This is a genomic window from Pseudovibrio sp. Ad37 (assembly GCF_001623075.1).
Taxonomy (GTDB): domain Bacteria; phylum Pseudomonadota; class Alphaproteobacteria; order Rhizobiales; family Stappiaceae; genus Pseudovibrio.
Map to the genome: position 1 here is coordinate 294,419 of NZ_LMCF01000012.1, position 26,632 is coordinate 321,050.

Consider the following 26,632-nt stretch of genomic DNA (forward strand, 5'->3'; position numbering starts at 1 on the left):
CAAAACAGCGAGGGGAGTTTCTTTAGGCTTGGGAGCCTGCTGGTTTGAGTGGTGCATCCTCTTGTGAGGCCATGCCGCCTGAAACTTCTTCCGTTGCTTCGGCAGAAAGCTCTTCTGGCAATACAAGATTGAGCACAATCGCGATCAGAGCTGCAGGAAGTAAGCCACTCGTCATCAAAATGCGCAGAGTGTCTGGCAGATACTGAACAGCTTTTGGATCCAGCTGCAAGCCAAGGCCGATTGATAACGCAATCGCGAAGATCACCATGTTTCGGCGGTTCCAGTTGACGTCGGAGAGCATGGAGACGCCAGCGGCAACCACCATTCCAAACATAACGATCACACCTCCGCCGAGCACTTCGATGGGAATTGTGCGAATGATCGCTCCAACCTTGGGTATCAGTCCGCACACGATGAGGAATAAAGCACCAATGGTCACCACGTGGCGGCTCATCACGCCTGTCATGGCAATCAACCCCACATTCTGGCTGAAGGATGTGTTCGGCAAACCACCAAAAACACCGGCTATGGCTGTGCCAAAACCATCAGCGTAGGTTGCCCCTTGGATCTCCTTGTCGGTCGCCTCACGTCCTGCACCGCCTTTGGTAATGCCAGAGACATCGCCAACAGTTTCAACAGCACTCACAAACGCCATGAGACAAAAGCCAACCACAGCAGCAAGGCTGAAATCAAAACCATAGGCGAATGGCATCGGCAGGGCGAAAGATGCAGAGCGGCCAACGCTTGTGGCAATACCGTCCACGGTCACCATGCCGACCATCATCGCGTAAAGGTATCCTGCAAGGATGCCAATCACCACAGCAGATACAGCTAGGATTCCGCGGGCATAGAACTTCAAGCCAAGCGTGACGAGAATAACAATGAGCGCAGCAGACCAGTTGAGCATACTTCCATACTCAGGCTTGCTAATAGCAGGCACACCACCAGCAGCATACTGAATGCCCACTTTCACCAGCGCCAGACCGATCATGGTTACGACAAGACCAGTCACCAGTGGTGGTAAGGCAAAGCGAATGCGGCCAATGAACATCCCTAGAATGGCATGGAACAAACCACCAATGAGCACGCCTCCAAACAGAGCAGGCAAAGCTTCAACACCTTTACCTGCAACGAGTGGAATCATGATGGGTATGAAAGCAAAGCTGGTACCTTGCACAATCGGCAAGCGGGCTCCAACTGCTCCCATTCCAATTGTTTGAAAAAGCGTCGCTATTCCGGCAAACAGCATAGACATCTGGATCATGTATGTCATGTCTGGGAAGCCCTGCGCCCCTGCATCAGAGCCAAACCCAAATCCGGCAGCTCCGGCAATAATGATCGCCGGAGTAACGTTTGAGACGAACATGGCAAGCACATGCTGAATGCCAAGTGGTACCGCCTTATGTAAGGCAGGTGTGTAGTTCGGATCACGCAGTTGTTCTGGTGTCCCGATGGAATTGCTGGTCATTTAGTCCCCTCCTACTAATGACGCACAGTGTTATTCCGTTATTAAGTAGGCCTCCTTCAGCCAATGTTCTTCTAGGTTATTTCCGTCCCCAATCCGGTCGACAACAGCGAACAGTCCTGACCCGTTGATGGGAGTCAGAACGCCGTGCCATGTGTTCCGTTTGATATTGATGGACTGGGTTGAACTCGCCATAAACGCACGAGGTGATGAAGGCCATCCACCTTCATCTTCGGCGACTATGACAAGATATTCTGATTGGTTCATCGGAATGAAGCATTGCGAGCCCAATGGATGGCGCTCCAACATCGTCAGCGTGTGCGGCAGGCTGCGAAGCTCTGCCTGAAACAGGCTGATACCAGCGCGGCCACCAATGAACTCAACATCAGCGAGATCAGAAAAACGCTCACATCGGCCTTCGTTGATTAAGATAGGTGATGTCTCGCCAGTCTCAATCAGTTCACCAAACGGCATAAATACCGCAGAGGTGAGCTTTTCAATCCGTATGGTGCGCTCTGTTGTGACCTGATTACCCATATCTGATCACCTTTGAAACGAGCCGAGTTGGGCATGTCGATTGACGTCTTTGTAAAGCAAGTACCGGAAACGGCCTGGACCGCCAGCGTAGCAAGCTTGCGGACAAAAAGCGCGCAGCCACATAAAGTCGCCAGCTTCCACTTCAACCCAATCATTATTCAGCCGGTAGACTGCTTTCCCTTCCAAAACATACAAGCCATGTTCCATCACGTGGGTCTCAGCAAACGGAATGCAGCCACCGGGCTCAAAGTTCACGATGTTGACGTGCATGTCGTGGCGCATATCACTGGGGTCCACAAAGCGCGTCGTTGTCCAGGCCCTATTGGTGTCTGGCATGGGAGCAACAACAGCATTCTTTTCATGAGTGAACAACGCGTCCGGTCTCGCAATGCCTTCGACAGCCTCATAGCGCTTTCGAACCCAATGGAAGGTGGCAGCTAGAGAGCTATTGTTGCGCACTTCATATTGGGCTCCAGTAGGCAGATAGGCGTAGCCACCTTCGGCAAGTGTGAAAGCCTCATTGCCCATTGTGATAGTAATCTCACCTTGAACAACGAACATCACGCCCTGCGCTTCAGGGTCTGGCTCAGGTTTAAGAGAGCCTCCATCTGGCTGAACTTCCATGATGTACTGCGAAAACGTCTCAGCAAATCCAGAGAGTGGCCGGGCAATAATCCAGGCACGCGTCTTTTCCCAGAAAGGCAGATTTGAGGTCACGATGTCCCGCATCACGCCTTTGGGAATAACGGCATATGCATTAGTAAACACTGCCCGGTCTGTCATAACTTGCGTTTGCGGAGGCAAGCCTCCCGAAGGTGCGTAGAAAGAAGAAGGCGACATGCCCTCAGAAGGGGCATCAAAGGTGCGGGGTAGCAGTGTTTGGGTACTCATATGTAAGTTTACTTTCTTGTACGACACTCACGCAATTGCAGTCTGCGTAAGTGCACCAACCCGAATTAAGTTGAATTCCTTGCCGAGGAGGTGCCTCGTCGAATTAGGGATCGACGAGGCACTGTTCGAAACACTGGGCAAATGTGCTGGTATCAAACGTGTCCTTAAAGCTCGTCAGCAGGCAAGGCCACCAAACTCCTCCCATTTATCAGTTTAGCCTAATAATTGAGTTGTATTATCAAAATTATTTTGAAAGTATTTCGCGAATAACTGGAAAAAGAAACAGTTACATAAACGACTTTTCAGTCGGGAATTACTTGTTCTGAAGGTGATTAGAGTATTGAGAACTCTTGTCTTTTAGATACGCCTTCAATCGCTCGCTGATGAAATTTAGAAAAAGTCGGATCTTAGGATCTTGATAGCGTTTGTGCGGAAAAAGACATGCCAAATGCACATCAGCGGGAGGGGTAGCAGTGCAGACGGCGATAAGGTTTCCGCTGAGCAAATGGTCGACAACATCAAACAAGGGTGCATTGATGAGGCCGTGATGGCCGAGTGCCCAGTTCACCAACACATCGCCGTCATCAGAGGTGAAAGGTCCACCAACTGTGAAGCTCTGTAAGCCCTCAGAAGTTTGAAGCGTCCATCGGCTTTCAGAGGAACCGGGAAACTGAAGCAGAAGGCAATCATGCTTCCCATGTTGGAGGTCTGCCCCTTGCTGTGGCTCACCACGATGTTCCAAGTAGGTAGGGGATGCACACAGTACCCGAGGGCAGTCCAACAGGTTTTTCAGCCGCATTTCAGAGTTTGGTAACTGTCCCAGAATGAATGCCAGGTCCAAACCTTCTCCAGTAATGTTAAGAGGACGGTCCGAGAGCCTGAGGCGAACATGAATTTCAGGATAAGCATCGTGGAATTCAGGAATAAGCGGTGCGATCAAACGCCGCCCTATCCCGAGTGGAGCAGAAACAAAGATTGAGCCGCGTGGAGTGTGTGTCACCTCCTGAACAGCCGCCTCAGCCTCTTCCATAGCTTCCAGCATCTTACGGGCACCGGGGTAAAAAATGCTACCTTGCTCAGTGGGTTGGATGGTGCGAGTGGTGCGGTTAAACAAGCGAATGCCCAGGTGCTTCTCAAGCTCTCCAATACGGGAGGAAGCAACCGCAGGAGAAACATGCATGTCTCTTGCCGCGGCAGACATGCTGCCAAGCTCAAACACGCGCACAAACATCCTGACATTGTTGATGTAAGACATTGCTTTAACTCTGAAATCCCCGCCTCTACACGAAACATACCAGCATCAAAGTAGTCTGGATAGGTGTTTTTCATCGCGTCGTGAGTTGGAAATAAAACATAGTTTTACTCCAAGTTGTATTTCAATTTTACTCGTTTAATCCTGTTCTTTCTATGAGTTGCTCTACTTTTGGGTGCTAAAGCTCCTGAGATTCTATGTGGATTGTCTTACCTGCTAGAATTCAGGATCAAATACTATGCATTCACTTGAGGGTGTTACTCGCTCCGATCAATATAGGGCATTGGGTCTTAGTACCTTTGCTTTTACTATTTGTTTTGCAGTTTGGACCATTTTTTCCATCATTGGCGTGCGCATTAAAGGCGAACTGGGGTTGTCCGATACTCAGTTCGGCTTATTGGTTGCCACACCTGTGCTCACCGGTTCTGTGAGCCGTATTTTCCTTGGAGTATGGACAGAGCAGTTTGGTGGACGAATTATGTTCCCGCTGCAGATGCTCCTTACAGCAGTCTGTGTCTGGTTGCTCACCTCAGTACAAACCTATGAAGTGTTTCTGTTAGCTGCCTTGGGCCTTGGATTAGCCGGCGGCTCTTTTATTATCGGCGTAGCCTATGTCTCCCAGTGGTTTGAAAAAGAGAAACAAGGAACTGCACTTGGCATTTTTGGTGCCGGTAATGTCGGCGCAGCAGTTACCAACTTCGTAGCACCATTTCTGGTAGTTGCAGTTGGCTGGGAAGGCACAGCCCGCGTTTACGCAATTGTTTTGGCAGTCACAGCCGTTCTGTTTTTTCTGCTCAGTAAAGATGATCCGTCTCAGCAGGAGCGCAAGAAAGAAGGCAAGCAAGCTGTATCTACAGCAGAGCAGCTCGCTCCGTTGAAGAACCTGCAAGTCTGGCGTTTTGCGACCTACTACTTTTTCGTCTTTGGTGCCTTTGTCGCGCTTGCGTCATTTCTCCCGCGGTACTACACCGGGGCTTACGGATTGGAGCTGACGACGGCTGGCGTTTTCGCTGGTCTCTATTCATTACCCGGGTCAGTATTTCGAGCGCTTGGCGGATGGATGTCAGATAAGTGGGGCGCACGTTTTGTCATGTACTTCACCTTCATAGTCTCGCTCCTTTGTCTCTTCCTGCTCAGTTATCCAGAAACCTCATATGTTGTCAGCGGTATTGACGGCCCAATCGAGTTTAACTTCGGTCTCGGCGTTGGTGCCTTCGTCTCTGTGACCGTCGTCCTCGGTTTTGTCATGAGCCTTGGTAAAGCAGCGGTCTACAAGCACATCCCGGTTTACTACCCCTATCATGTTGGTGCTGTCGGAGGCCTCGTAGGCATGATCGGTGGTCTTGGTGGCTTCTTCTTACCAATCGCCTTTGGAGTTCTGCTCGACTGGACTGGCGTTTGGACGGCACCCTTCATGCTTCTCTTCATCATTGTTGCAGTCTCAACTGTGTGGATGCACGTCGCCATCCGCAGGATGGAGCGCAAGCGTTATCCAGAATTGCAAGACGAAACAGATCTGTCTGATCTCCCGGACGAGCCGGTTGAAGGCCCGGACGGACCTGCAGGCGTAGAAAAGTATCCGTAACCAGCGAAACCCTTTCTAGACATTCGGTCTGGGGAGGGCATGTAGCCAAAAGGAATGAATGTATGTCTGATAACAACACTCAAAAAGGGCACACACTAATTGAATGGCGACCGGATGATCAGGAATTCTGGGAAACCAAGGGAAAGGCGATCGCCTCTCGGAACCTTTGGATCTCTATTCCGGCACTTTTGCTTGCCTTCTCAGTGTGGCTGGTTTGGAGTGTTGTTGTCGCGAAGCTCCCGGCGATTGGGTTTGATTATACAACTGATGAGCTATTCCTTCTGGCAGCTTTACCGGGAATATCAGGTGCGACCCTAAGAATTTTTTACACGTTTATGGTGCCGATTTTTGGAGGGCGATTATGGACGACCCTCACCACAGCTTCGCTACTGCTTCCTGCGGTTGGGATTGGCTATGCTGTGCAAGATTCGGATACGCCTTACGGTATTTTTTTGTTACTGGCACTTCTTTGTGGCTTAGGAGGCGGGAACTTTGCATCCTCAATGGCCAATATTGCATTTTTCTACCCAAAGAAAGAAATTGGCCGAGCGCTTGGTCTTAATGCTGGCCTTGGTAACCTGGGCGTATCAGTTATGCAGTTGGTTGTACCTTTTGTTATTACAATCGGTGTTTTTGGTGCATTGGGTGGCCCTGCTCAGGTTCTTGAAGATGGAACAGAAGTATGGGTCCAGAATGCCGGATTTATTTGGGTCCCTTTCTTAGTTATATGTACTTTGGCTGCATGGTTCGGTATGAATGATATTGCTGATGCTCAGGCGAGTTTTAAAGAACAATCTGTTATATTCAAAAGAACCCATAACTGGATTATGTGTATCCTCTACACAGGTACTTTTGGGAGTTTCATTGGATACTCAGCGGGTTTCCCATTACTCATAAAAACGCAATTCCCTGAAATTGATGCGCTAAGTTTCGCGTTCCTTGGTCCTTTTGTTGGTGCGTTATCTCGAGCTGCTACGGGCTGGGTCTCTGATAAATACGGTGGTGGACGCGTAACACTCTACACCTTCATTGGCATGATAATCGCAGTTGGTGGTGTATTATTCTTTCTGGCTATCAAGGCAGAGCCGGGAGCATTTTGGGGGTTCTTCGCGTGCTTTATGGCGCTGTTCTTCCTTACAGGTGTAGGCAATGCATCTACATTCCAAATGATCCCGAACATCATGGGGCAGGAAGTATCCAGATTGCTGCCTGATCTTGGTGCAAAAGAACATCGTCGTGAAGCAGAAATGGAAGGTTCGGCAATCATCGCCTTCACTTCTGCAATCGCAGCCTACGGTGCCTTCTTCATCCCCAAAGCCTACGGAACATCCATCGCCTACACAGGTGGTCCGGATGCCGCGCTTTGGGCCTTTGGCATCTTCTACGTGATCTGTCTGGTGATTACGTGGTTCTTCTACACCCGCAAGGGTGCCTCCGTTCCGTGCTAAGCAAATAACGTGAAGGACATTTCAGATGTCTCTACTACTCGATAAACTGAACTTCTTCGCAAAACAGGACACTGGTACCTTTGCAAACGGGCACGGTGTTACAACCAATGAGAACCGAAACTGGGAAGACAGCTATCGAAAGCGATGGCAGTACGACAAAATCGTACGCTCGACCCATGGTGTGAATTGCACCGGTTCCTGTTCCTGGAAGATCTACGTCAAAGGCGGGATTGTCACTTGGGAAACCCAGCAAACGGATTATCCGCGTACGCGCCCGGACCTGCCAAACCATGAGCCACGGGGCTGTTCTCGTGGTGCCAGCTACAGCTGGTATATGTATTCCGCAAACCGGGTAAAACATCCACTCATTCGCTCCCGCCTCCTCAAGTTATGGCGCAACGAGCGGACAGTGAAATCACCGGTCGCTGCGTGGGCAGCCATTCAGGATGATCCTGCAAAGCGCGCAGATTACCTGAAAGTGCGCGGACACGGCGGTTTTGTGCGAGCCACTTGGGAAGAAGTCAACGAAATCATCGCAGCAGCCAACGCTTACACCGCGAAGAAATGGGGACCTGACCGTGTCGTTGGCTTCTCACCAATTCCGGCTATGTCCATGATTTCTTACGCAGCTGGAACCCGCTATCTGTCTTTGCTTGGCGGCACATGCATGTCGTTCTACGACTGGTACTGCGATTTGCCTCCTGCCTCACCACAAACATGGGGTGAGCAAACGGATGTGCCTGAATCCGCTGATTGGTACAATGCGGGCTTCCTGATGTTGTGGGGCTCCAATGTTCCCCAAACGCGCACACCGGATGCGCACTTCTATACCGAGGTCCGCTACAAAGGCACCAAGTCAGTCGTGGTCTGTCCAGATTACTCCGAAGCGGCCAAGTTCTCGGATCTCTGGCTCCATCCAAAGCAAGGCACTGATGCTGCTCTGGCGATGGCCATGGGCCATGTCATCCTGCGTGAATACCATTTAAACAGGCAGGCAAAATACTTCGAGGACTACTGCCGCAAATACTCGGACATGCCGTTGCTGGTTCGCCTCGTTAAAAAAGACGGCAAATACATCCCAGAACGCCTTCTGCGTGCTTCCGAATTTGCGGACAAGCTGGGTGAAGAAAACAATCCGGAATGGAAAACTGTCGCTCTGGACCGTAAATCGAAGAAGATCGTGGTTCCACACGGTTCCATCGGGTTCCGTTGGGGTGAAAAAGGCAAGTGGAATCTGGAAGAGAGGGACGGCAAAGGCAAGGACACCGATCTGGCCATGTCGTTCCTCGATAAGGCCGACCATGATGAGATTGCTGAAGTGGCCTTCCCATATTTCGGCAATCGCGAGCATGACCACTTTGCGGGAACCAACCATGAAAGCGTGATGCTACGCAAAGTCCCTGCGAAGAAAGTGAAACTGGCAGAAGGTGAAGCACTTGTTGCGTCTGTCTTCGACCTCTTCATTGCAAACTACGGTCTGGATCGCGGATTGGATGATCCAAACTCTGCCAAGTCTTATGATGAGGAACTGCCTTACACACCAGCATGGGCAGAGAAAATCACAGGTGTTCCCAAGGACCATATCATCACGACAGCCCGTGAGTTTGCGACCAATGCCGAAAAGACCAACGGACGCTCCATGGTCATCCTAGGTGCTGGTCTGAACCACTGGTACCACATGGATATGAACTACCGCGGCATTATCAATCTACTGGTGATGTGCGGCTGCGTTGGTCAATCCGGCGGTGGCTGGAGCCACTATGTTGGGCAGGAAAAACTCCGCCCACAAACCGGATGGACAGCACTTGCCTTTGCGTTGGACTGGACGCGCCCACCACGGCATATGAACTCCACTTCGTTCTTCTATGCGCACACCGATCAATGGCGTTACGAAACGCTCAAGGTAGATGAAATCTTGTCGCCAACCGCCCCGGATGGGGATTGGGATGCATCACTGATCGATTACAACATTCGCGCAGAGCGCATGGGATGGTTGCCATCAGCACCGCAACTTGAGACCAACTCGCTTCAAGTTGCCAAAGCGATAGAAGAGAGTGGCAAAGAAGCTAAAGACTACATTGCTGAGGAGTTGAAGTCTGGCGGCCTCAAACTGTCTTGTGAGGACCCCGACAACGAAGCCAATTGGCCGCGCAACCTGTTCGTCTGGCGCTCCAACCTGCTGGGGTCCTCCGGTAAAGGTCATGAATACTTCCTCCGCCATCTGCTCGGTACTGAGCATGGTGTACTTGGCAAAGACCTCGGTGAAGAAGGCCGTCAGCGTGCGAAAGAAGCTGTCTGGCATGACAACGCACCGGAAGGCAAACTGGACTTGTTGGTCACGCTGGACTTCCGCATGTCAACGACAGCGGTCTATTCAGACATCGTACTGCCAACGGCTACATGGTACGAGAAAAACGACCTCAACACCTCGGATATGCACCCCTTCATTCATCCCCTCTCCAGTGCTGCTGATCCTGCATGGGAAGCCCGCAGTGACTGGGAGATCTTCAAGGGTATTGCCAAGTCCTTCTCTGAGGTCTCACAAGAAGTTCTCGGCAAGGAAAAGGACGTCGTCCTTGTCCCGATCCTGCACGACACCGCTGGTGAAATCGCCCAGCCATTCGACGTAGCAGATTGGAAGAAGGGGGATATCGAACCGCAACCCGGCAAGACTATGCCAAACGTTGTGGTCGTCGAGCGCGACTATCCAAACATCTACAAGCGCTTCACGGCTCTTGGTCCGCTGATGAGTAAACTTGGCAACGGTGGCAAAGGCATAAGCTGGAACACCGAGCACGAGGTAGACCTCCTCAAAGGCCTGAATGGAGAGGTGCTTGAAGACGGGCCAACCAAAGGCTTGGCCAAGATCGAAACGGATATCGATGCAAGTGAAGTCGTCCTTTCTCTGGCCCCGGAAACCAACGGTGAAGTGGCTGTCAAAGCATGGGCTGCTCTTTCTGAGTTCACTGGCAGAGACCACACTCATCTGGCATTGCCGAAGGAAGAAGAGAAGATCCGCTTCCGCGATATTGTCGCCCAGCCACGAAAGATCATCTCTTCACCAACGTGGTCCGGTATTGAGTCAGAGCATGTTTGCTACAACGCAGGCTATACCAACGTGCATGAGCTGATCCCATGGCGCACCATCTCTGGTCGCCAGCAGCTCTATCAAGATCATCTCTGGATGCGAGCATTTGGCGAAGGCTTCTGCGTGTACAGGCCGCCGATAGACACCAAAGGCGTCAAACCGGTGATCGATGATAAGTCTCTCGGCAGAAAGCAGTTGGTGCTCAACTTTATCACCCCGCACCAGAAGTGGGGCATCCACTCCACATACACCGACAACCTGTTGATGCTCACGCTCAACCGTGGTGGTCCGGTAGTTTGGATCTCAGAGGTTGATGCGCAAAAAGCTGACATTGAAGACAATGACTGGGTCGAAGTCTTCAACATCAACGGTGCGCTTGTGGCGCGTGCGGTGGTCTCTCAGCGCATGAAAGAAGGCACGATCTACATGTATCACGCTCAGGAAAAGATCGTGAATACACCGGGATCAGAGCTCACCGGACAACGCGGCGGTATCCATAACTCGGTGACCAGAACCGTCACCAAACCAACACACATGATTGGTGGGTACGCGCAGCAATCCTACGGCTTCAATTACTATGGAACGGTTGGCTCCAACCGCGATGAGTTCGTTGTGGTTCACAAACTGGAAAAAGTGAACTGGATGGAAGAACCGCTGGATGACAGTGGTCAGGAGGCAGCAGAATGAAAGTCCGCGCACAAGTCGGAATGGTGCTGAATCTGGATAAATGCATTGGCTGCCACACCTGTTCAGTGACCTGTAAAAACGTTTGGACCAACCGAGAAGGCGTTGAATACGCCTGGTTCAACAACGTGGAAACCAAACCCGGTATTGGTTATCCCAAAGACTGGGAAAACCAAAAGAAATGGAACGGTGGCTGGGTTCGCAAACGCAATGGCAAGATCATTCCCAAGATGGGTGCCAAATGGCGCATTCTGGCGAAGATCTTTGCAAACCCTGACCTGCCAGAAATCGACGACTACTACGAGCCGTTTGATTATGATTACGAGCACCTGCAGGGTGCTCCTGAAAGTGCTCAGTTCCCAACAGCCCGCCCAAAATCAGCGATCACTGGCGAACGTATCGAAAAAATTGAATGGGGACCAAACTGGGAAGAAATTCTCGGTGGTGAGTTCTCCAAGCGCTCAAAGGATTACAACTTTGAGGGCATCGAGAAGGAAATCTATGGCGAGTTCGAAAACACTTTCATGATGTACCTGCCACGCCTTTGTGAGCATTGCCTCAACCCAACATGTGTTGCTGCCTGTCCATCAGGTGCCATCTACAAGCGTGAAGATGACGGAATCGTCCTGATCGATCAGGAAAAATGCCGTGGCTGGCGCATGTGCGTTTCTGGCTGTCCTTACAAGAAGATCTACTTCAACTGGTCCTCTGGCAAATCAGAAAAATGCATCTTCTGCTATCCACGCATCGAGTCAGGGCAGCCTACAGTCTGTTCAGAAACCTGTGTGGGCCGCATCCGATATCTGGGTGTGATCCTGTACGATGCGGATAAGATCGAAGAAGCAGCCTCAACCAAGGATGAGAAGGACCTCTACGAAGAGCAACTGAAGGTCTTCCTTGATCCGCATGATCCAAAGGTAATCGAACAGGCCCGTAAAGATGGTGTTCCAGAGGATTGGCTCAAGGCTGCCAAGGCATCGCCGATCTATAAGATGGCGATCAACTGGAAAGTGGCTTTCCCACTTCACCCGGAATACCGCACACTGCCAATGGTTTGGTACATTCCACCTCTCTCCCCAATCCAGTCAGCCGCAGAGGCTGGTAAGATCGGTTGGGATGGTGACCTGCCGGACGTCCGCTCAATGCGCATTCCGGTCCGCTATCTCTCCAACCTCCTCACAGCAGGCAAGGATGAGCCTGTCGTCACAGCGTTGGAGCGGATGCTCGCCATGCGCTCTTACATGCGCTCCAAGTCAGTTGATGGCGTAGTCAATGAAGCTATTGCTGAACGAGTTGGGCTGACTTCTGAGTTGATTGAAGACATGTACAAGATCATGGCGATAGCCAACTACGAGGACCGCTTCGTCATCCCAACCACACACCGTGAAGTTTCCGAGGATGCCTACGATGTTCGTGGCTCCTGCGGTTTTTCCTTCGGCAATGGTTGTTCTGGCGGCAGTGATGGAACCGACCTGTTCGGTGGTTCCCGCAAGAAAACCGTCGAAACACCAACGGATATATTTAAGGAGATGCGCGGATGATCGTCTCCTTAAAAATCCTCTCGCTCTTGCTCAACTACCCGACGCAAGAACTGCTAGATGACCTGCTAGCGCTGAAAAAAGCAATAAACTCAGATCGCTTGCTCTCTGCAAAAGGCCAGAAAATGATCTGCACTCTTTGCGATGATATGGCTGGTAAAGATCTTTATGAGGTGCAGGAGCGATACGTGTTCCTGTTTGATCGGACCCGCTCACATTCATTGCACCTGTTTGAGCATGTGCATGGTGAGAGTAGGGATCGCGGACAAGCACTCGTCGATCTGCGTGAGATGTACCTGACAAACGGTTTCGCGGTAGAGACCACGGAACTACCAGACTACATCCCATTGTTCCTCGAATATCTGGCGCATCAGCCTTTTACAGAGGCACAGGAACTGCTTGGTCAGACAGCTCATATCTTTGAGGCCCTTCGTTTGCGTCTAAAAAAGAAGGGCTCAATCTATGCCAATGCGTTTGGGACCGTTGCTGAAATCAGCAAAGCGTCACCTTCCAAGGAGCTCCTTTCCAATATTCTTGCAGAGCCCGAAGATGATCCAAATGATCTCGAAGCCATGGACCGCATTTGGCAGGAAGAGGTCGTCAAGTTCGGTGGCAATGCAGGAGAGGGCAGTTGCGGCCCTGATCGCTTAAGAATGCAAATGAGAGCTGCGGACAGACGCCCGCCTGATGCCACGACTCAGAACACTCAAGGGGAGAACTAGAAATGTCTGGCTTCTTCAACACGTTGTTCTTCGGAATATATCCGTACATCGCCCTCTCGGTTTTGATTGTAGGCACAATCATCCGTTATGACCGCGAGCCTTACAGCTGGCGTGCTGGTTCAAGCCAGCTCCTGCGCCGCAAGCAGTTGGTCTGGGGTTCAGTGCTCTTTCATGTGGGGGTGCTGATCATCTTCTTTGGCCACTTGGTTGGGTTGCTAACCCCAATAGTCCTGTTCGAACTGGTGGGCATCAGTCACGGTGCTAAGCAGGTTCTTGCTGTCGTCGTCGGTGGTATTGCTGGTCTGATGGCGATTGTTGGCGCAGGAATGCTCATTCATCGTCGCTTGTATGATGCGCGTGTACGAGCAGTCTCCAGCACCATGGACACCTTCATTATATGTCTGCTGGGCTTTCAGTTGCTTCTGGGTCTTGGAACTATACCTGTTTCCCTCATGCATTTGGACGGTGAGGAAATGGTCAAATTCATGAGCTGGGCACAAGGCATCTTTACGTTCCGTGGTGATGCAGCAAGCTATGTCGTTGATGCTTCATGGATCTTCAAGTTGCACCTGTTCGTGGGGCTGACGATCCTGCTCATCTTCCCGTTTACACGCTTGGTGCATATGCTCAGCGTCCCGGCAAGATACTTGTGGCGTCCCGGTTACCAGATCGTGCGTGAGCGCAACTCCACTAATTCACGCCATCCTGCTGAGTGAGGTGAAATGGCCAATCTCTATACCAATCCAAATCTGAATGAAGGTGCTCAGGCAGATGTAGATCTGCCGAGCACCAAAGTGCCGCCCAAGAGCAAACCGATCATCACGGATGTGTCGGTCAACGGGGTCCAAATCTCAGAGCAAGACATTCTGGCAGAGGCCCAAAACCATCCGGCTGAGAACCCAGGTCAGGCGGTGCAAGCTGCCGCGAGAGCGTTAGTTGTCCGAGAACTGTTGTTGCAGCAAGCCAAGGCCTTAAACATTGAGGCTGCACCAGAACAGATGGATGACGGAAGTGAGACACCTGAAGATGCAGCGATCAGAGAACTGATTGAGCAGGAGGTCGAGATCCCGTCAGCCTCAACAGATGAGTGCCAGCGCTACTACGAAAACAACAGGACACGCTTCAGTTCAGAGCCAATCTATGAAGCCAGTCATATCCTGTTTGCAGCTGGGTCAGATCAACACACTGCCCGCAGCATCGCCAAAGCGCGAGCTCACGATGTAATCAAACTGCTACAGGATAAACCAGAGGCATTTGCCGATCTGGCGCTGGAGTACTCCGCTTGTCCCTCAAAAGAAACCGGCGGAAATCTGGGACAACTGACAAAGGGAAGTACAGTTACAGAGTTTGAAAAAGCACTCCAATCGATGCAAGCAGGCCAGATGACAGGTGAACCTGTTGAGACCAAGTTCGGCTACCACATCATTTTCCTGAACAGGAAGATTGAGGGAAATACCCTGCCATTCGAGCATGTTGAGGAAACCATCAGAGCATGGTTGGAAGCGGCAAGCTGGTCCAAAGCAGTGTCTCAATACATCACTATCCTGGCAGGGTCTGCTGAGATAAAAGGTATTGATTTACTTGGTTCTGACAGCCCGTTGGTTCAGTAAAATTGTAAGTACTTAGCGACGAGTACCTGCTCTTTTATCGATAAACTTGGATAAGCAGTAAGCTATTGATCTCCGGTATTTTCTCCTTCCTTAAATGTGATTAGGGTTATTTCTGGAGTTCTTCCCGTGATGTTCTCGGGATCCTGTGTTCTGGAGAAAAACAATGTCGAAACTGAACTGGGGCTTTCTCGGAACAAGCTTCATCTCGCTGACAATGGCAGACGCTATACAAGCGGAAGGAGCGACGCGGATACATTCCGTGGCAGGCCGGTCAGAAGTGCCTCTGAAAGTCTTCGCAGAAAAGTACGATGTTGAGCATACGTTTGATGACTTCAACGAGCTGATTGAAGACGAAGCCGTTGATATCATTTACATCGCTCTCCCAAACCACATTCACCATGAGTATGTGATCAAGGCAGCAAATGCGGGGAAAGCAATCCTTTGCGAAAAGTCGCTGTCTATCGACATGGAAAAAACCGATCAGGCGCTGAAAGCGGTTGCTGAGAACGGTGTGTTCTTCGTGGAAGGGCTGATGTACCTGAACCACCCGTTTGCAGCTGCTATTCGCGATGTGGTTGCCTCTGGTGAGTTGGGTGAGATCCAGTCGATTACAGCTCAGTACTGCGCGTCAATTGCTAGGTTCGTGAACCCACACAGCAAGGGGGCACTTTATAACCTTGGTTGCTATCCGACCTCGCTGATGCATCTGCTGTTACAGACTGCATTCCCGACCCATATCTTTGATAATTATAACATATCGGCAATGGGCCGGCGCGGTGCTGATGGGAACATTTGCGAGTCTGCAGCGACGTTGCGGTTGAATAACGGTGTGGTTTGCCAGCTTCACACGGCGGAAGACTACGGTCTGCATGCTGGTTTCACAGTGCTTGGCTCCAAGGCAAGTCTGGTGTTGAATTCCAACCCATGGCTACCAGAAGCTGAGGGGAATATCTTCACAGTTACCCCCTACGAAAAGCCGGGAGATACGCGCACAGTTACGGCAAACGGCAACGCCTTTATTTATCAGATCAGAGCGATCCGTGAAGCGATCGAAGCTGGCAACAAGGCGCTGGAAAGTCCAGCCCCGAGTGTTGAGGACAGCCGTCAGATCATGCAGATCCTGACCGACTGGGAAGCAGCAACCGTGACTGCCTGAGTGACATGATATTGCAATATGAGGGGTGCGATTGCACTCCTCTGAGCAGCCTGCGAGGGTCGCTAAAATGATCGCAAATACAACAATTCCCAAATTTTTCTCAGTGATTCGTTGAGACCCGCATTGCCTGCTCTATAAGCTGCAAGCGTCAATTCCTGCATGAAATCAGCTTGCTACGTGGATGCAATTTGGGAAATCAGAGCAATCATTAAGCGTTGTGTGCTATTTTTCAATCCACGCAAAATATTACAAAATAATATTGATTGAAATTATTTGACCGAAAAGTAAAATTTCATAATGTTGCTTCGATTCGAGTGTTTTATCGTCACTTGGCTCAATCCACAGCTATATAGTGGTCCAATAATATTTATACAGTCGATAAATAGCTGAATACCATAAGAAAAATACTGTGTGATCTGCATTAATTTACGTGCCGTCACGCAAAAAATACTTCTGGGGCATCTAGTCATTAGCCGCTTTGTTTCGTATACAGCCATTTTTAATGCCTTCGTCCTGCTCAGGACCTTTTCACTTAAAATGCGAGATAGGGCAGATTGCGGCTGCAGTCTGATCTGCAGCCCTGCACAATTATTGATTTCAGGGGGTGTGCATGTTTGCGACACGTTTGAACGGTTTGGTGAGACGCCATATTCTCGCAGCCGTAGCTGCTTTTGCGGCCATAATCGCGGTTTATTCTCCAGCAAAAGTTCTAGCTGCCGAACCTCTCAAGGTTGCAGCGATTTACACCGTTCCTGTTGAACAGCAATGGGTTGGCCGTATCCATCAAGCGCTCAACGCTGCGGCGGAGCGTGGTGACATCACCTACGTCTACTCCGAGAACACAGCCAACACCGACTACGAACGGGTGATGCGTGAATACGCCGAAGCGGGTCATCAGCTCATTGTTGGCGAGGCGTTCGCAGTAGAGCGCGCAGCCCGTAATGTGGCTGCGGAATACCCTGAAACAGCCTTCCTCATGGGCTCTTCTTTCCCGGCAGCAGAGCCTAACTTCGCGGTGTTCGACAACTTCATTCACGAACCATCCTACCTCTCCGGTATGATCGCAGGTGCTAAGTCCAAGTCTGGCAAAATCGGTATGATCGGCGGCTTTGCTATTCCGGAAGTAAACCGTCTCATGCACGCATTCATGAATGGTGCTAAGGCAACCAACCCGGATGTGACGTTCACGGTGAACTTCATCAACTCCTGGTACGATCCGCCAAAAGCGAAAGAAACCGCTTATGCGATGATCGATGCTGGCGCGGATGTGTTGTATGCGGAACGCTTCGGTGTATCTGATGCTGCGATGGAAAAAAGCATCTTCGCGATTGGCAATGTGATCGACACCGGTGCCGACTATCCAAACACCATCCTTGCCTCAGCAATCTGGCATATGGAGCCAACGGTCGACACTGCGATAGCGGCTGTAAAGGCGAATAACTTCAAGGCTGAAGACTACGGCAAGTACTCCTTCATGGGCCATGGTGGTGGTTCGCTGGTCGTTGATGAAACGCTGGTGGATGAAGACCTTCTTGGCAAGGTTAAAGCTGTTGAAACGAGCATTCTGGATGGGTCCTTTACCGTTGAGATTAACGACGAAGAGCCAAAGTCCTCCAATTAACGCTGGTCGGGCCGGGGGAATAACCCGGCCTGCCTTCTCCGCCTTCCGCGCGCATAACCTCTTCAGTCCAAGGGTATCCCATGCCAGAAACTGAGAGCGGGCATCCGCTTTTATCTCTTCAAAACATAACCAAGATCTTCGGTGATCTGGTTGCCAACGGAAACGTCAATCTGGACCTGCATGCCGGGGAAATCGTTGCGTTGCTGGGTGAGAACGGAGCGGGGAAAACCACGCTCATGAATATCCTGTTCGGTCATTATGTGGCTGACCAAGGACGTGTCATGGTACGTCACCCCTCTGGTATTCTGGTAGATCTGGAGCCCGGTGCTCCTCAGGCAGCCCTTGAAGCGGGGATAGGTATGATTCACCAGCACTTCACGCTGGCTGAGAACCTGACGGGGCTTGAGAACATCGTTTTGGGCACTGAGAGCCTGTTCTCACGCCGCTTCAGCCGCTCCAAAGCGCGGGCAAAACTGCAGGAGCTGATGCAGAGTTCCGGCCTAGAAGTTGATCTGGATCTGCGCGTCTCCAAGCTGGCAGTTGGCGAAAGACAGCGCGTCGAAATCCTCAAAGCGCTCTACCGCGATGCCCGCATTCTGGTGCTGGATGAACCCACAGCGGTTCTCACGCCTCAGGAATCCGACAGTCTTTTCAAAACCTTGAAGCTGCTCGCTGCCAAAGGCATGGCGATCATCTTCATCTCCCACAAGATGGCCGAGGTGCTGGGCGCGTCTGATCGTGTTGCTGTTCTCAGAGGGGGACGGATTGTTGCTGACTTGCCGACATCGCAGTGCAATCGTCACCAACTGGCTGAGGTGATGGTCGGGCATTCCGTCCAAACTGCAGAACGCAAACCTGGCTATCCGGAAGACGAGACGCTGGTTTTTGCCGGTGTCAGCGCTGGTGATGGCCGCGAGCAGATCGAGAACGTCAATCTCGCCCTCCGTAAGGGGGAAATCATCGGCCTCGCAGGTGTTTCCGGCAACGGCCAAAGCACGCTGGCTAAGGTCATCTCAGGGTTGAAAATCCCAACCGCCGGCTCCGTCCAGCTCAACGGCAAACCACTCAAAGCCAATGCTGCAGCTGCCATCAAATCCGGTGTGGCCCGCATTCCGGAAGACCGTCACCATGACGGCATCGTTGGTGCAATGTCGGTAGAGGAAAACCTCGTTCTGGAAGAGATCCGCAAGCCTGCCTATCAGCGCTTCGGCCTTCTCCGCTTCAACGAAATTCGCAAGCGTGCTCAGGAGGCTATCAAGGCCTATGACATTCGCTGCTCCGGCCCACTTGCTGTCTCCCGTCTGCTTTCCGGCGGGAACATCCAGAAAATCGTCCTCGCCAGAACGCTGGACCAGCAACCCGATATCGTCCTTGCCGTCCAGCCCTCCCGCGGGTTGGATGTTGGCGCAACGGCTGATGTGCACCGCCGCCTGCAAGAGGCGCGAGACAGAGGCGCAGGCGTCCTTCTCATCTCTGAAGATCTGGACGAACTCTTCCAATTATCCGACAGGATTGCCGTGATCCACCGCGGGCATATCTGCGAGCCAGTGGAGACGGAAAAGCTGGATAAGAAACAGGTTGGCCTGATGATGGCAGGACAATCCATAAAAGGGGAACAAGCAGCATGATCCGGTTTGAACCTCGCAGCAATGTTTCTTCGCTCTTCGCATTTGCCCTGCCAGTTATCGCAGGAATCACCGCGCTCGTGCTGGCTGCGATCCCCATTGCAGCGGCAGGGGGAGAAGTTTTCGCCGCCTACGGGCACATCTTCAAAGGCGCATTCGGCTCCAAGTTCGCATTCTCTGAGCTTTTAGCCCGCGCAACACCGCTCATTTTCACTGGTCTGGCCGTCAGTGTCGCCTTTCGTGCCAAACTCTGGAACATTGGCGCAGAAGGCCAGCTCTATGTGGGCGCGCTTGCAGCAGTCGCTGTAGGCACCGGTGCAATCTCCGCGCCCGCCTACATTATGATCCCGCTGATTATACTGGCAAGCATGATTGCTGGCGGCACCTTGATGCTGGTGCCAACCCTGCTGAAAACGAAACTGGGCGCAGATGAAGTGGTCACCACCTTGCTGCTCAACTTCGTCGTGCTGCTGTTTGTGCAGATGATGCTGGAAGGCCCGATGAAAGACCCCATGGGCATGGGCTGGCCGCAGTCAGAACCTATGACCAGCGCCGCCACACTGCCCAAGATGTTCGCTCGCATGCGCATCCACTGGGGCCTCGTGATCGCACTGGTTTCCGCCCTGATCATCTACATCATGATGAAGCGCAGCGTCTGGGGTTTTGAAATCCGCGCAACGGGAGAAAATGTCTCCGCGGCAAAACATGCTGGCATTCCGGTCACCTCCACGTTCATCAAAGTCGGCCTGATCTCCGGCGCATTGGCAGGCCTTGCCGGTGTCAGCGAAGTGGCTGGCCTCAAAGGGTATTTGACTGCCGATATCTCTCCGGGCTTTGGCTATACTGGTGTTGTCGTTGCGATGCTTGCAGGTCTCTCACCCGTTGGTGTGGTCGTGGCCGCCATCTTCATTGCAGCAGTCTTTGTGGGGGCAGATAGCATGAGCCGTGCCATGGGCGTGTCCAGCTATATTGCTGATCTTGTGGTCGCCATGTCTTTGATCTGCGTATTGATTTCCAACCTGTTCGTGCGCTTCAAAATACGCTTTGTCAGGCCCAAAAAGACACCACTTGTCGCCAAAGGGGAGGCATAAGCCATGGAATATATTGATATTCTTCTCTCCGCCAATTTCTGGGCCGCTGCCATCCGCATCGCAACCCCGCTCATCTTTGGTGTGTTAGGTGCTTTGGTCTGCGAGCGGGCAGGGGTGCTCAACCTCGGTATTGAGGGCATCTTTGTCGTTGGTGCTATGTGTGGCTGGATGGCCGTTTGGCTCGGAGCTGGCCTCTGGGGCGGCATCCTCGTCGCAGCATTGGCGGGGGCATTTTTCGGCTTGCTCCACGGCATCCTCACAGTGCCGCTGGGCTTGTCTCAGCACGTGTCTGGCCTTGGCATAACCATGTTTGCAACCTCGGTCAGCTACTTCACCTACCGCACAGCCCTGCCAAAAGTGTCCAGCCCGCCACGGATCGAGGCATTCCAGCCGCTTGATATTCCGGTTCTTTCAGACCTGCCTTTCATTGGCCCAGCCCTCTTCCAGCAAACATCCATGACCTTTCTGGCACTCGCAATGGTCTTGCTGGTCAGCTACGTGCTCTATCGCACCCCGCTGGGTCTCGCCATCCGCGCCGTGGGTGACAATCCATCCGCTGTTGAAGCACAGGGCCTCTCGGTCTTTGCGCTACGTATAGGGGCAATCATGGCCGGGTCTGCGTTGATGGCGCTGGGCGGTGCCTTCCTCACCATGTCCGCCTTTGATGCCTTCTTCTTTGGCATGATCAACGGACGCGGCTGGATCTGCATTGCACTGGTGGTGTTTGCAAGTTGGAGACCGGGTAAGGCTTTGCTGGGCGCACTGCTGTTTGGCGCGTTTGATGCCTTCCAGATCCGCCTGCAAAACGAGGTCGGCGCGGTGATCCCATCGCAGGTCTTCCTGATGATCCCATATCTGCTATCCATCGTGGCGCTGGTGCTTGTAGCTCGCAAGGCAGACTACCCGCGCGCCCTGCTGCAACCTTATTTCCGTGGTCAGCGTTAAGCTGGAAAAGCAAGAAAGGCACCACTCATGCCTCTGGATCTCCTTGTCCAAAACGCAGTTCTGACCACTGGCGAAGCTGGTGTAGATGTCGCGGTGAAAAACGGCACAATCACCGCGATTGAAAAGGGCATCACCGCAGAAGCGGAGCGTGTGATTGATGCTCAGGGCCAGCTGGTCTCAGCGCCATTTGTTGACCCGCATTTCCATATGGATGCCACCCTTTCCCTCGGTTTGCCAAGAATGAACGAGACCGGCACCTTGCTGGAAGGCATCAGCCTTTGGGGAGAGCTGAAACCGTTATTGACCATTGATGCGGTTGTCGAACGTGCTCTGCGCTACTGCGATCTGGCAGTCTCGCAAGGCCTGCTGGCTATCAGAAGCCACGTAGATGTGTGTGATGATCGTTTGCTCGGCGTGGAAGCTCTGCTGGATGTGAAGCAACGCATTGCGCCTTATATCGATTTGCAGCTGGTCGCCTTTCCGCAGGATGGCTTCTACCGTTCACCAACGGCGGAAAACAACCTGCTCCGCGCACTGGATATGGGCGTGGATGTGGTCGGCGGCATTCCGCACTTTGAGCGCACTATGGAAGACGGTGCCCGCTCCGTGAAGGCCCTCATGGAAATCGCAGCACAACGCGGCCTGCGGGTGGACGTGCACTGCGATGAATCTGATGATCCTCTCTCTCGCCACATTGAGACACTGACTTACGAGACACGGCGATTGGGCATGCAGGGCAGGGTGACTGGATCACATCTCACCTCCATGCATTCCATGGACAATTACTACGTCTCCAAGTTGCTGCCTTTGATGGCGGAAGCCGATGTCTGTGCCATTGCCAACCCGCTGATCAACATCATGCTTCAGGGCCGTCACGACACCTACCCAAAACGCCGTGGCCAGACCCGCGTGCGCGAAATGCGCGAACTCGGCATCACCGTCGGTTTCGGTCATGATTGTGTGATGGATCCCTGGTACTCGCTGGGCAACGCAGACATGCTGGAAGTCGCCAGCATGGGCCTGCATGTAGGCCAGCTCTCCAGTCGTGATGACATCCGCTATTGCTATGAGGCTGTCACCACCAACTCTGCAAAGATCATGGGGCTGGAAGGCTACGGCGTCAAAGTCGGCGGCAACGCAGACTTCGTGTTGCTTCAGGCACAAGATGCCATTGAAGCCCTCCGCATGAAAGCAACCCGCCTCACTGTTGTTCGCCGCGGCAAGGTCATCGCCGAAACCGCCCCGCGCATCGCCAACCTCTCTCTGGATGACCGCCCAAAAACTGTGAATGCCGCGGATTACTCTCCAAGCAGCGATGCCTAAAACGGGAACAACCCCGCAAAACTGCGTTTGCGTTGCTATGTGCGTTCATTTGCGTTGAATGCGTTTTTTCTGAGTTCTTTCGTCCCGCAGCACGCTGCGGGACGGAGGCAGTCTTGGATTGCTTGCTAACAAGTGAGATTGATACAAAATTCTTTTTCTTTTTCGGTTTGAAATGCAGTCTTAGATTGATTAGATAAATTTAGTAATCTCATAAGTAGAAGTTAGCATGATCAACCGACCAACAACTCTCTCAGATTTCATTTTTAAGGTCATATCTGATCTTCCAAGAACGATTGTGATACTTGGTGTGTTCTTTGGAAGTTTTGGATTGTGGATGGAGTATTCGTCACGAAGCGCTACTTGGGATGCAGCCGAAGTGGAAGTTACTGTTGCTGACGTAGAGACGGAGCTTGGTGAAAATGGGCGGATGTATCGACCGGTCTTTGCATTTGAGGAGAGTGCTCGACAACCTGTGATCTACAGAGGGAACACATGGGTTTCGCCGAAACCTCATGAGGTTGGTGACGTGGTTACCGGATTTTACAACTATGAGACTGGCGAAATTGTTAGTTTGGAAATGATTGAGCGCGCGAGGTATATGGGGCGAATTCTCATAGTTTTTGGAGTAGTTGCAACTCTGTTCGGTGCCTTCTTATTGAGATGGCGTAAAGCTAAAACTCCGTCGAAAACCTTGAAATAGCCCCCTTTCAAAATAAGTTATCCCCCTGCACACCAGAGCTGGCTATGATGGACTTCTCTTATCAAGCAGGAGGGATGAGCGGTGGAACGCATTCCGGCGGAGAAGTGGTATCGCACAACAAAACTGGCAGATGACATTACGCTGATTGATGAGCCCTACATCAAGCAGTTCTACCGCTGCAACATCTGGCATGTGCGTGGACGACATAAGGATCTGTTGGTGGACAGCGGCATGGGCGTGGTCAGCCTGCGGCAGCATGTGGCGCTCACTGCTGAAAAGTCCGTCATGGCCGTTGCCAGTCACACCCACTTTGACCATATCGGCTGCCACCACGAATTCCCGCATCGCTTGATCCATATCGCAGAAGCTGACCTGTTGGCCCACCCAACCCGTCAAAACACGCTGGCTGATCCTTACGCAACTGACGATATCTTCGATGCGCTTCCGCCAGAGCCCTACAAGTCTTCCGAATACGCCGTTAAATCAGCCCCTGCCAGCCACCTGCTGGAAGATGGCGAAGTGCTCACCACCGGAGATCGAAACTTCGAGGTCATCCATACACCCGGCCATTCCCCCGGCGGTATCGCCTTGTGGGAGAAGGCGACAGAAACCCTGATCGCAGGAGACATCGTCTATGACGGCCCGCTGGTGACAGACTGCTACCACTCCAACATGGCAGACTACATCACCAGTATGAAGCGCCTGCTGGACATCCCCGTCCGCACCATCCATGGCGGTCACTTTCCTAGCTTCGACGGCGAACGCCTCCACGAAATCATCTATGCCTTCCTGAAGGAGCATGACAAATAGCGCCAACTCCGTAGTCTTCCCTATAAAATCCAGTCATCTCCTGTGACGCTCAGAACAGCAACCTGCAAAGTCATTGCTTACTCTGGAAGGTGGGAGGGCAGTACGCCCGGGCCGCTGACATCATGGGAGTTGGACAATGACAGCGATTGGTTTGAACAGTTTTGTCTCCGCCGCACACACCATCCCGCAGGAGGGCAAGCTCACGGTTGCTGAGGGACAGGTGAAGACCCAATCCAGCACCGCAATCGCTGGCCGGCTCGTCACATGGGTCAAGCAACAGGCCGAAGGCGCTGAGCAAAAGCAAGCAGATCAGAGCGCCTTCCGTCTGGCGCTCACCAACCACTACGGCAAAACGCTGGGCGAGAAAGCCTATCAGGCCGCCTGTCGGGCTTGCGACCAGAATCCTGGCACAAGCCACAGCCTGACATCCCGGCAAGTGCAGGAAGGCGTCACCTTTGCAGAACATCAGGTGCTGAGAAACGAAAGCTCAGCAGTGCGCATCAAGACCCTCTCTGAAGATGTGAAGCACAACCCGATCAACAATCTGGTTCAGAACAAGGCCCATCAGACGGTTCCTTCGTTCCAAAGTGAGATCATTGAGACCCCGGAGACAAACACCGAACTTCTCGCTGCTCGCGCGGATGGCAAATACACGGAGCGGAACCCTTTCCACGTAGAACGGGAACTGATGGCCCGCCTCAGCACAGAAATTGCCGAGAAGTATGATCCACTCCTGGCCGAAAATGCCACCTCCAAGGCTTGGGGCAATGAACTGCTGCAGAGTATCTATCGCAATGTGCTGCGAGACCAAAGACCTGTCGAGAAAGGGGAGGCCCTGAGAGTTTCCGAAACACCTCACCCGATGAAGATCGCCGTTGAGCGCTTTGAAAAGCAGGTCTGGAAATACGCAGAACAAAGCTTCCTGCACTCGCTGCCAGAAAATGCGGAAGTCGCCATCCATGATCTGTCACGACAGCTGAACTGGGAGAATTTCCCCGCACTGGCCGAGCAGCACGGCGTCCCTGGCATTGGCTGGGACAGCGAGGCGACAGGCACCTACTTTGCGGCCAACATCCCGCCAATCCGCGATCTCGCTATTGAGCGGCTCATTGAGACGCGGGAGGATGAGACGTTCCTGAGCTCCGTCACGGTCGAGAGTTTCAACGATATCATTGAGGATGCGTTGAGCGAGCTGAAATCACCACAACAAAAACACGCCAGCCCACCAGCAGCCGACCACACCAGCAACACCACAAAGCACGTCCGCTGGGTCTAAGCCGACAAGCTCAGCCTGAGGAGCTCGTCTCCTCAGGTACCCACGAGATGACATAGCGAGGCAGATCCGGAAACGGTCCTTCACCACGTTTTTCAGAGGAAAGTTGCTCAAATCGCCCCGCCTTGCCAAGCGCCTCACACCCGCATTCCCAGTTCGCCAGCCAGATCCCCAAGGCCACCATGGCGTAGTACCGTGAATGCGTCGCCGCACAAAAATCCACCCGCCGTATCCGCGCATTCTCCGCAAGCACGACACCCCGCGTTGGTTGTGCATTGTAGGAGGAGGGCGACCACTGACACACCTCATAACACCGCCCGAAATCCCGATAGGGTCGTGCGTTCGTGTTAAGCGGCTTGGCGAAACCAGCATCCGCAAAGAACAATTCCTGCACATCCAGACGATGCCGCTGTGTCTTCTGAATGAGGCGGATCGCCAGCGGGGTGTAGCGGGAGCGATACCCAAACCCGCAAACGCAGATGATGTGATCCTTCTTAGGATCAAACCGTGCCCCCAGATGCTTGATGATGCTCTTATGATCAGCCCCCGGCCCAATCCAGCAGGTTGCCAGCCCTTGCCGTGTGGCCTCAATCACCACCTTCTGCAAACTGCGCCCCACATCCACCACTGCCATCTCATCATACGCACGCGGTGCTATAGCCACCAAAAACTCATGGGTTCCAACCGCAGGCCAAACCACAAGCGGATTGTAGACATACTCAAAGCGAATGGGGTGAGGGCTCAGACAATTCTCAGGCCTGCTGTTTTGCTCTGCCAATGAAAGCACCATCTGACGATGCTTTTCCGTCATAAGTCGCTTTTGAAAGGACCGGCACGAGACCCGCGTCCGCAGCAACTCAAATGCATCCAGATGCTCAAGGCTGGTTGGCAGTGGCTCTTCCGGGTGAAAGCCATACCGAACTGTAACCACCTCGAAAATCAGATTGAGAAACAGCAGTCCAGCAAGAACAAGCGGCAGATCCACCAACAGAAATGGCCAGCAGCCGACCAGCGCGCCGATCCCAGCCAACACCAGCAACAGCACCACAACCACCAGATTGGGCAGGTACTGTAGCCAGTTGGTCCACAGCAGCCACATCTTCACCCGCCACCACCACCTGGTTTCAAACCAGGCCTCGTTAGGGGGGCGCGTCTCTTGAGGAGGGGTTTCGTTCATGCACGTGTTCCGCAATCAGACCCGAGGAGGCTCACTGCGAAACATCTTAAGCGAGGCGTGTTCCTGAAACGTAACTAAGCATCCGGAACAG

At 52.5% G+C, this 26,632-nt stretch carries 21 protein-coding genes; 16 read left to right on the forward strand and 5 right to left on the reverse strand.

The genetic code is table 11. The annotated features are described in order from the left end of the window. Positions 1-22: 22 nt before the first annotated feature. The 4 genes from PsAD37_RS03500 to PsAD37_RS03515 all read right to left on the reverse strand — a co-directional run bounded on the left by PsAD37_RS03500 (position 23) and on the right by PsAD37_RS03515 (position 4,148). Positions 23-1,468 (reverse strand): uracil-xanthine permease family protein, encoded by a 1,446-nt coding sequence (locus tag PsAD37_RS03500; RefSeq protein WP_063294930.1) that lies wholly within the window; start codon positions 1,466-1,468, stop codon positions 23-25. Positions 1,469-1,498: 30 nt separating this feature from the next. Next, a complete protein-coding gene (locus PsAD37_RS03505; protein WP_063294931.1) occupies positions 1,499-2,002 on the reverse strand; it encodes an ureidoglycolate lyase in 504 nt (167 codons plus the stop codon). 6 nt (positions 2,003-2,008) lie between these two features. Next, on the reverse strand, positions 2,009-2,842 hold the full coding sequence (locus PsAD37_RS03510; RefSeq protein WP_063294932.1) for a bifunctional allantoicase/(S)-ureidoglycine aminohydrolase: 834 nt from the start codon (positions 2,840-2,842) through the stop codon (positions 2,009-2,011). A gap of 364 nt (positions 2,843-3,206) precedes the next feature. Further along, a complete protein-coding gene (locus PsAD37_RS03515; RefSeq protein ID WP_063294933.1) occupies positions 3,207-4,148 on the reverse strand; it encodes a LysR family transcriptional regulator in 942 nt (313 codons plus the stop codon). Positions 4,149-4,383: 235 nt separating this feature from the next. On the opposite strand from PsAD37_RS03515, the gene PsAD37_RS03520 reads away from it, so the two are divergent. From PsAD37_RS03520 to PsAD37_RS03595, 16 genes are all read left to right on the forward strand, one after another. Further along, the gene (locus PsAD37_RS03520) at positions 4,384-5,730 is read left to right on the forward strand and encodes a nitrate/nitrite transporter (protein ID WP_063294934.1); all 1,347 of its coding nucleotides are present in this window, start codon (positions 4,384-4,386) and stop codon (positions 5,728-5,730) included. A gap of 62 nt (positions 5,731-5,792) precedes the next feature. After that, positions 5,793-7,178, forward strand: a complete 1,386-nt coding sequence (locus PsAD37_RS03525) for a NarK family nitrate/nitrite MFS transporter (protein ID WP_063294935.1) — start codon at positions 5,793-5,795, stop codon at positions 7,176-7,178. Between the two features lie 25 nt (positions 7,179-7,203). Beyond that, the gene (locus PsAD37_RS03530) at positions 7,204-10,953 is read left to right on the forward strand and encodes a nitrate reductase subunit alpha (RefSeq protein ID WP_063294936.1); all 3,750 of its coding nucleotides are present in this window, start codon (positions 7,204-7,206) and stop codon (positions 10,951-10,953) included. Beyond that, entirely contained in the window at positions 10,950-12,491 is a 1,542-nt protein-coding gene (gene narH / locus PsAD37_RS03535) for a nitrate reductase subunit beta (protein WP_063294937.1), read from the forward strand. Before PsAD37_RS03530 ends, narH begins: the two co-directional genes overlap by 4 nt. Continuing rightward, positions 12,488-13,210, forward strand: coding sequence for a nitrate reductase molybdenum cofactor assembly chaperone (narJ, locus tag PsAD37_RS03540; protein WP_063294938.1), 723 nt, complete (start codon positions 12,488-12,490; stop codon positions 13,208-13,210). Before narH ends, narJ begins: the two co-directional genes overlap by 4 nt. 2 nt (positions 13,211-13,212) lie before the next feature. Further along, positions 13,213-13,926, forward strand: a complete 714-nt coding sequence (gene narI / locus PsAD37_RS03545) for a respiratory nitrate reductase subunit gamma (protein WP_063294939.1) — start codon at positions 13,213-13,215, stop codon at positions 13,924-13,926. A gap of 6 nt (positions 13,927-13,932) precedes the next feature. Then, positions 13,933-14,820, forward strand: a complete 888-nt coding sequence (locus PsAD37_RS03550; protein ID WP_063294940.1) for a peptidylprolyl isomerase — start codon at positions 13,933-13,935, stop codon at positions 14,818-14,820. A gap of 163 nt (positions 14,821-14,983) precedes the next feature. After that, positions 14,984-15,976, forward strand: a complete 993-nt coding sequence (locus tag PsAD37_RS03555) for a Gfo/Idh/MocA family protein (protein ID WP_084407643.1) — start codon at positions 14,984-14,986, stop codon at positions 15,974-15,976. Between the two features lie 610 nt (positions 15,977-16,586). After that, positions 16,587-17,597, forward strand: coding sequence for a BMP family protein (locus tag PsAD37_RS03560; RefSeq protein ID WP_063294941.1), 1,011 nt, complete (start codon positions 16,587-16,589; stop codon positions 17,595-17,597). A gap of 80 nt (positions 17,598-17,677) precedes the next feature. Beyond that, a complete protein-coding gene (locus PsAD37_RS03565) occupies positions 17,678-19,225 on the forward strand; it encodes an ABC transporter ATP-binding protein (protein ID WP_063294942.1) in 1,548 nt (515 codons plus the stop codon). Beyond that, the gene (locus PsAD37_RS03570) at positions 19,222-20,313 is read left to right on the forward strand and encodes an ABC transporter permease (RefSeq protein WP_063294943.1); all 1,092 of its coding nucleotides are present in this window, start codon (positions 19,222-19,224) and stop codon (positions 20,311-20,313) included. Before PsAD37_RS03565 ends, PsAD37_RS03570 begins: the two co-directional genes overlap by 4 nt. 3 nt (positions 20,314-20,316) lie before the next feature. After that, complete coding sequence (locus PsAD37_RS03575) at positions 20,317-21,258, forward strand: ABC transporter permease (protein WP_063286558.1); 942 nt, start codon at positions 20,317-20,319, stop codon at positions 21,256-21,258. Positions 21,259-21,285: 27 nt separating this feature from the next. Further along, positions 21,286-22,581: an amidohydrolase family protein gene (locus PsAD37_RS03580; RefSeq protein ID WP_063294944.1), complete on the forward strand. Its 1,296-nt coding sequence runs from the start codon at positions 21,286-21,288 to the stop codon at positions 22,579-22,581. A gap of 226 nt (positions 22,582-22,807) precedes the next feature. After that, entirely contained in the window at positions 22,808-23,281 is a 474-nt protein-coding gene (locus PsAD37_RS03585; RefSeq protein ID WP_063294945.1) for a DUF3592 domain-containing protein, read from the forward strand. An 81-nt stretch (positions 23,282-23,362) separates the two neighbouring features. Continuing rightward, positions 23,363-24,091 carry an MBL fold metallo-hydrolase gene (locus PsAD37_RS03590; RefSeq protein WP_063294946.1) on the forward strand — a complete coding sequence of 243 codons (729 nt, stop codon included), beginning with the start codon at positions 23,363-23,365 and terminating at the stop codon, positions 24,089-24,091. 136 nt (positions 24,092-24,227) lie between these two features. Next, positions 24,228-25,367, forward strand: a complete 1,140-nt coding sequence (locus PsAD37_RS03595; RefSeq protein ID WP_208991661.1) for a hypothetical protein — start codon at positions 24,228-24,230, stop codon at positions 25,365-25,367. A 10-nt stretch (positions 25,368-25,377) separates the two neighbouring features. Here the strand turns inward: PsAD37_RS03595 and PsAD37_RS03600 are convergent, their stop codons facing one another. Further along, positions 25,378-26,541 (reverse strand): nitroreductase family protein, encoded by a 1,164-nt coding sequence (locus PsAD37_RS03600; protein ID WP_063294947.1) that lies wholly within the window; start codon positions 26,539-26,541, stop codon positions 25,378-25,380. Positions 26,542-26,632 lie beyond the last annotated feature (91 nt).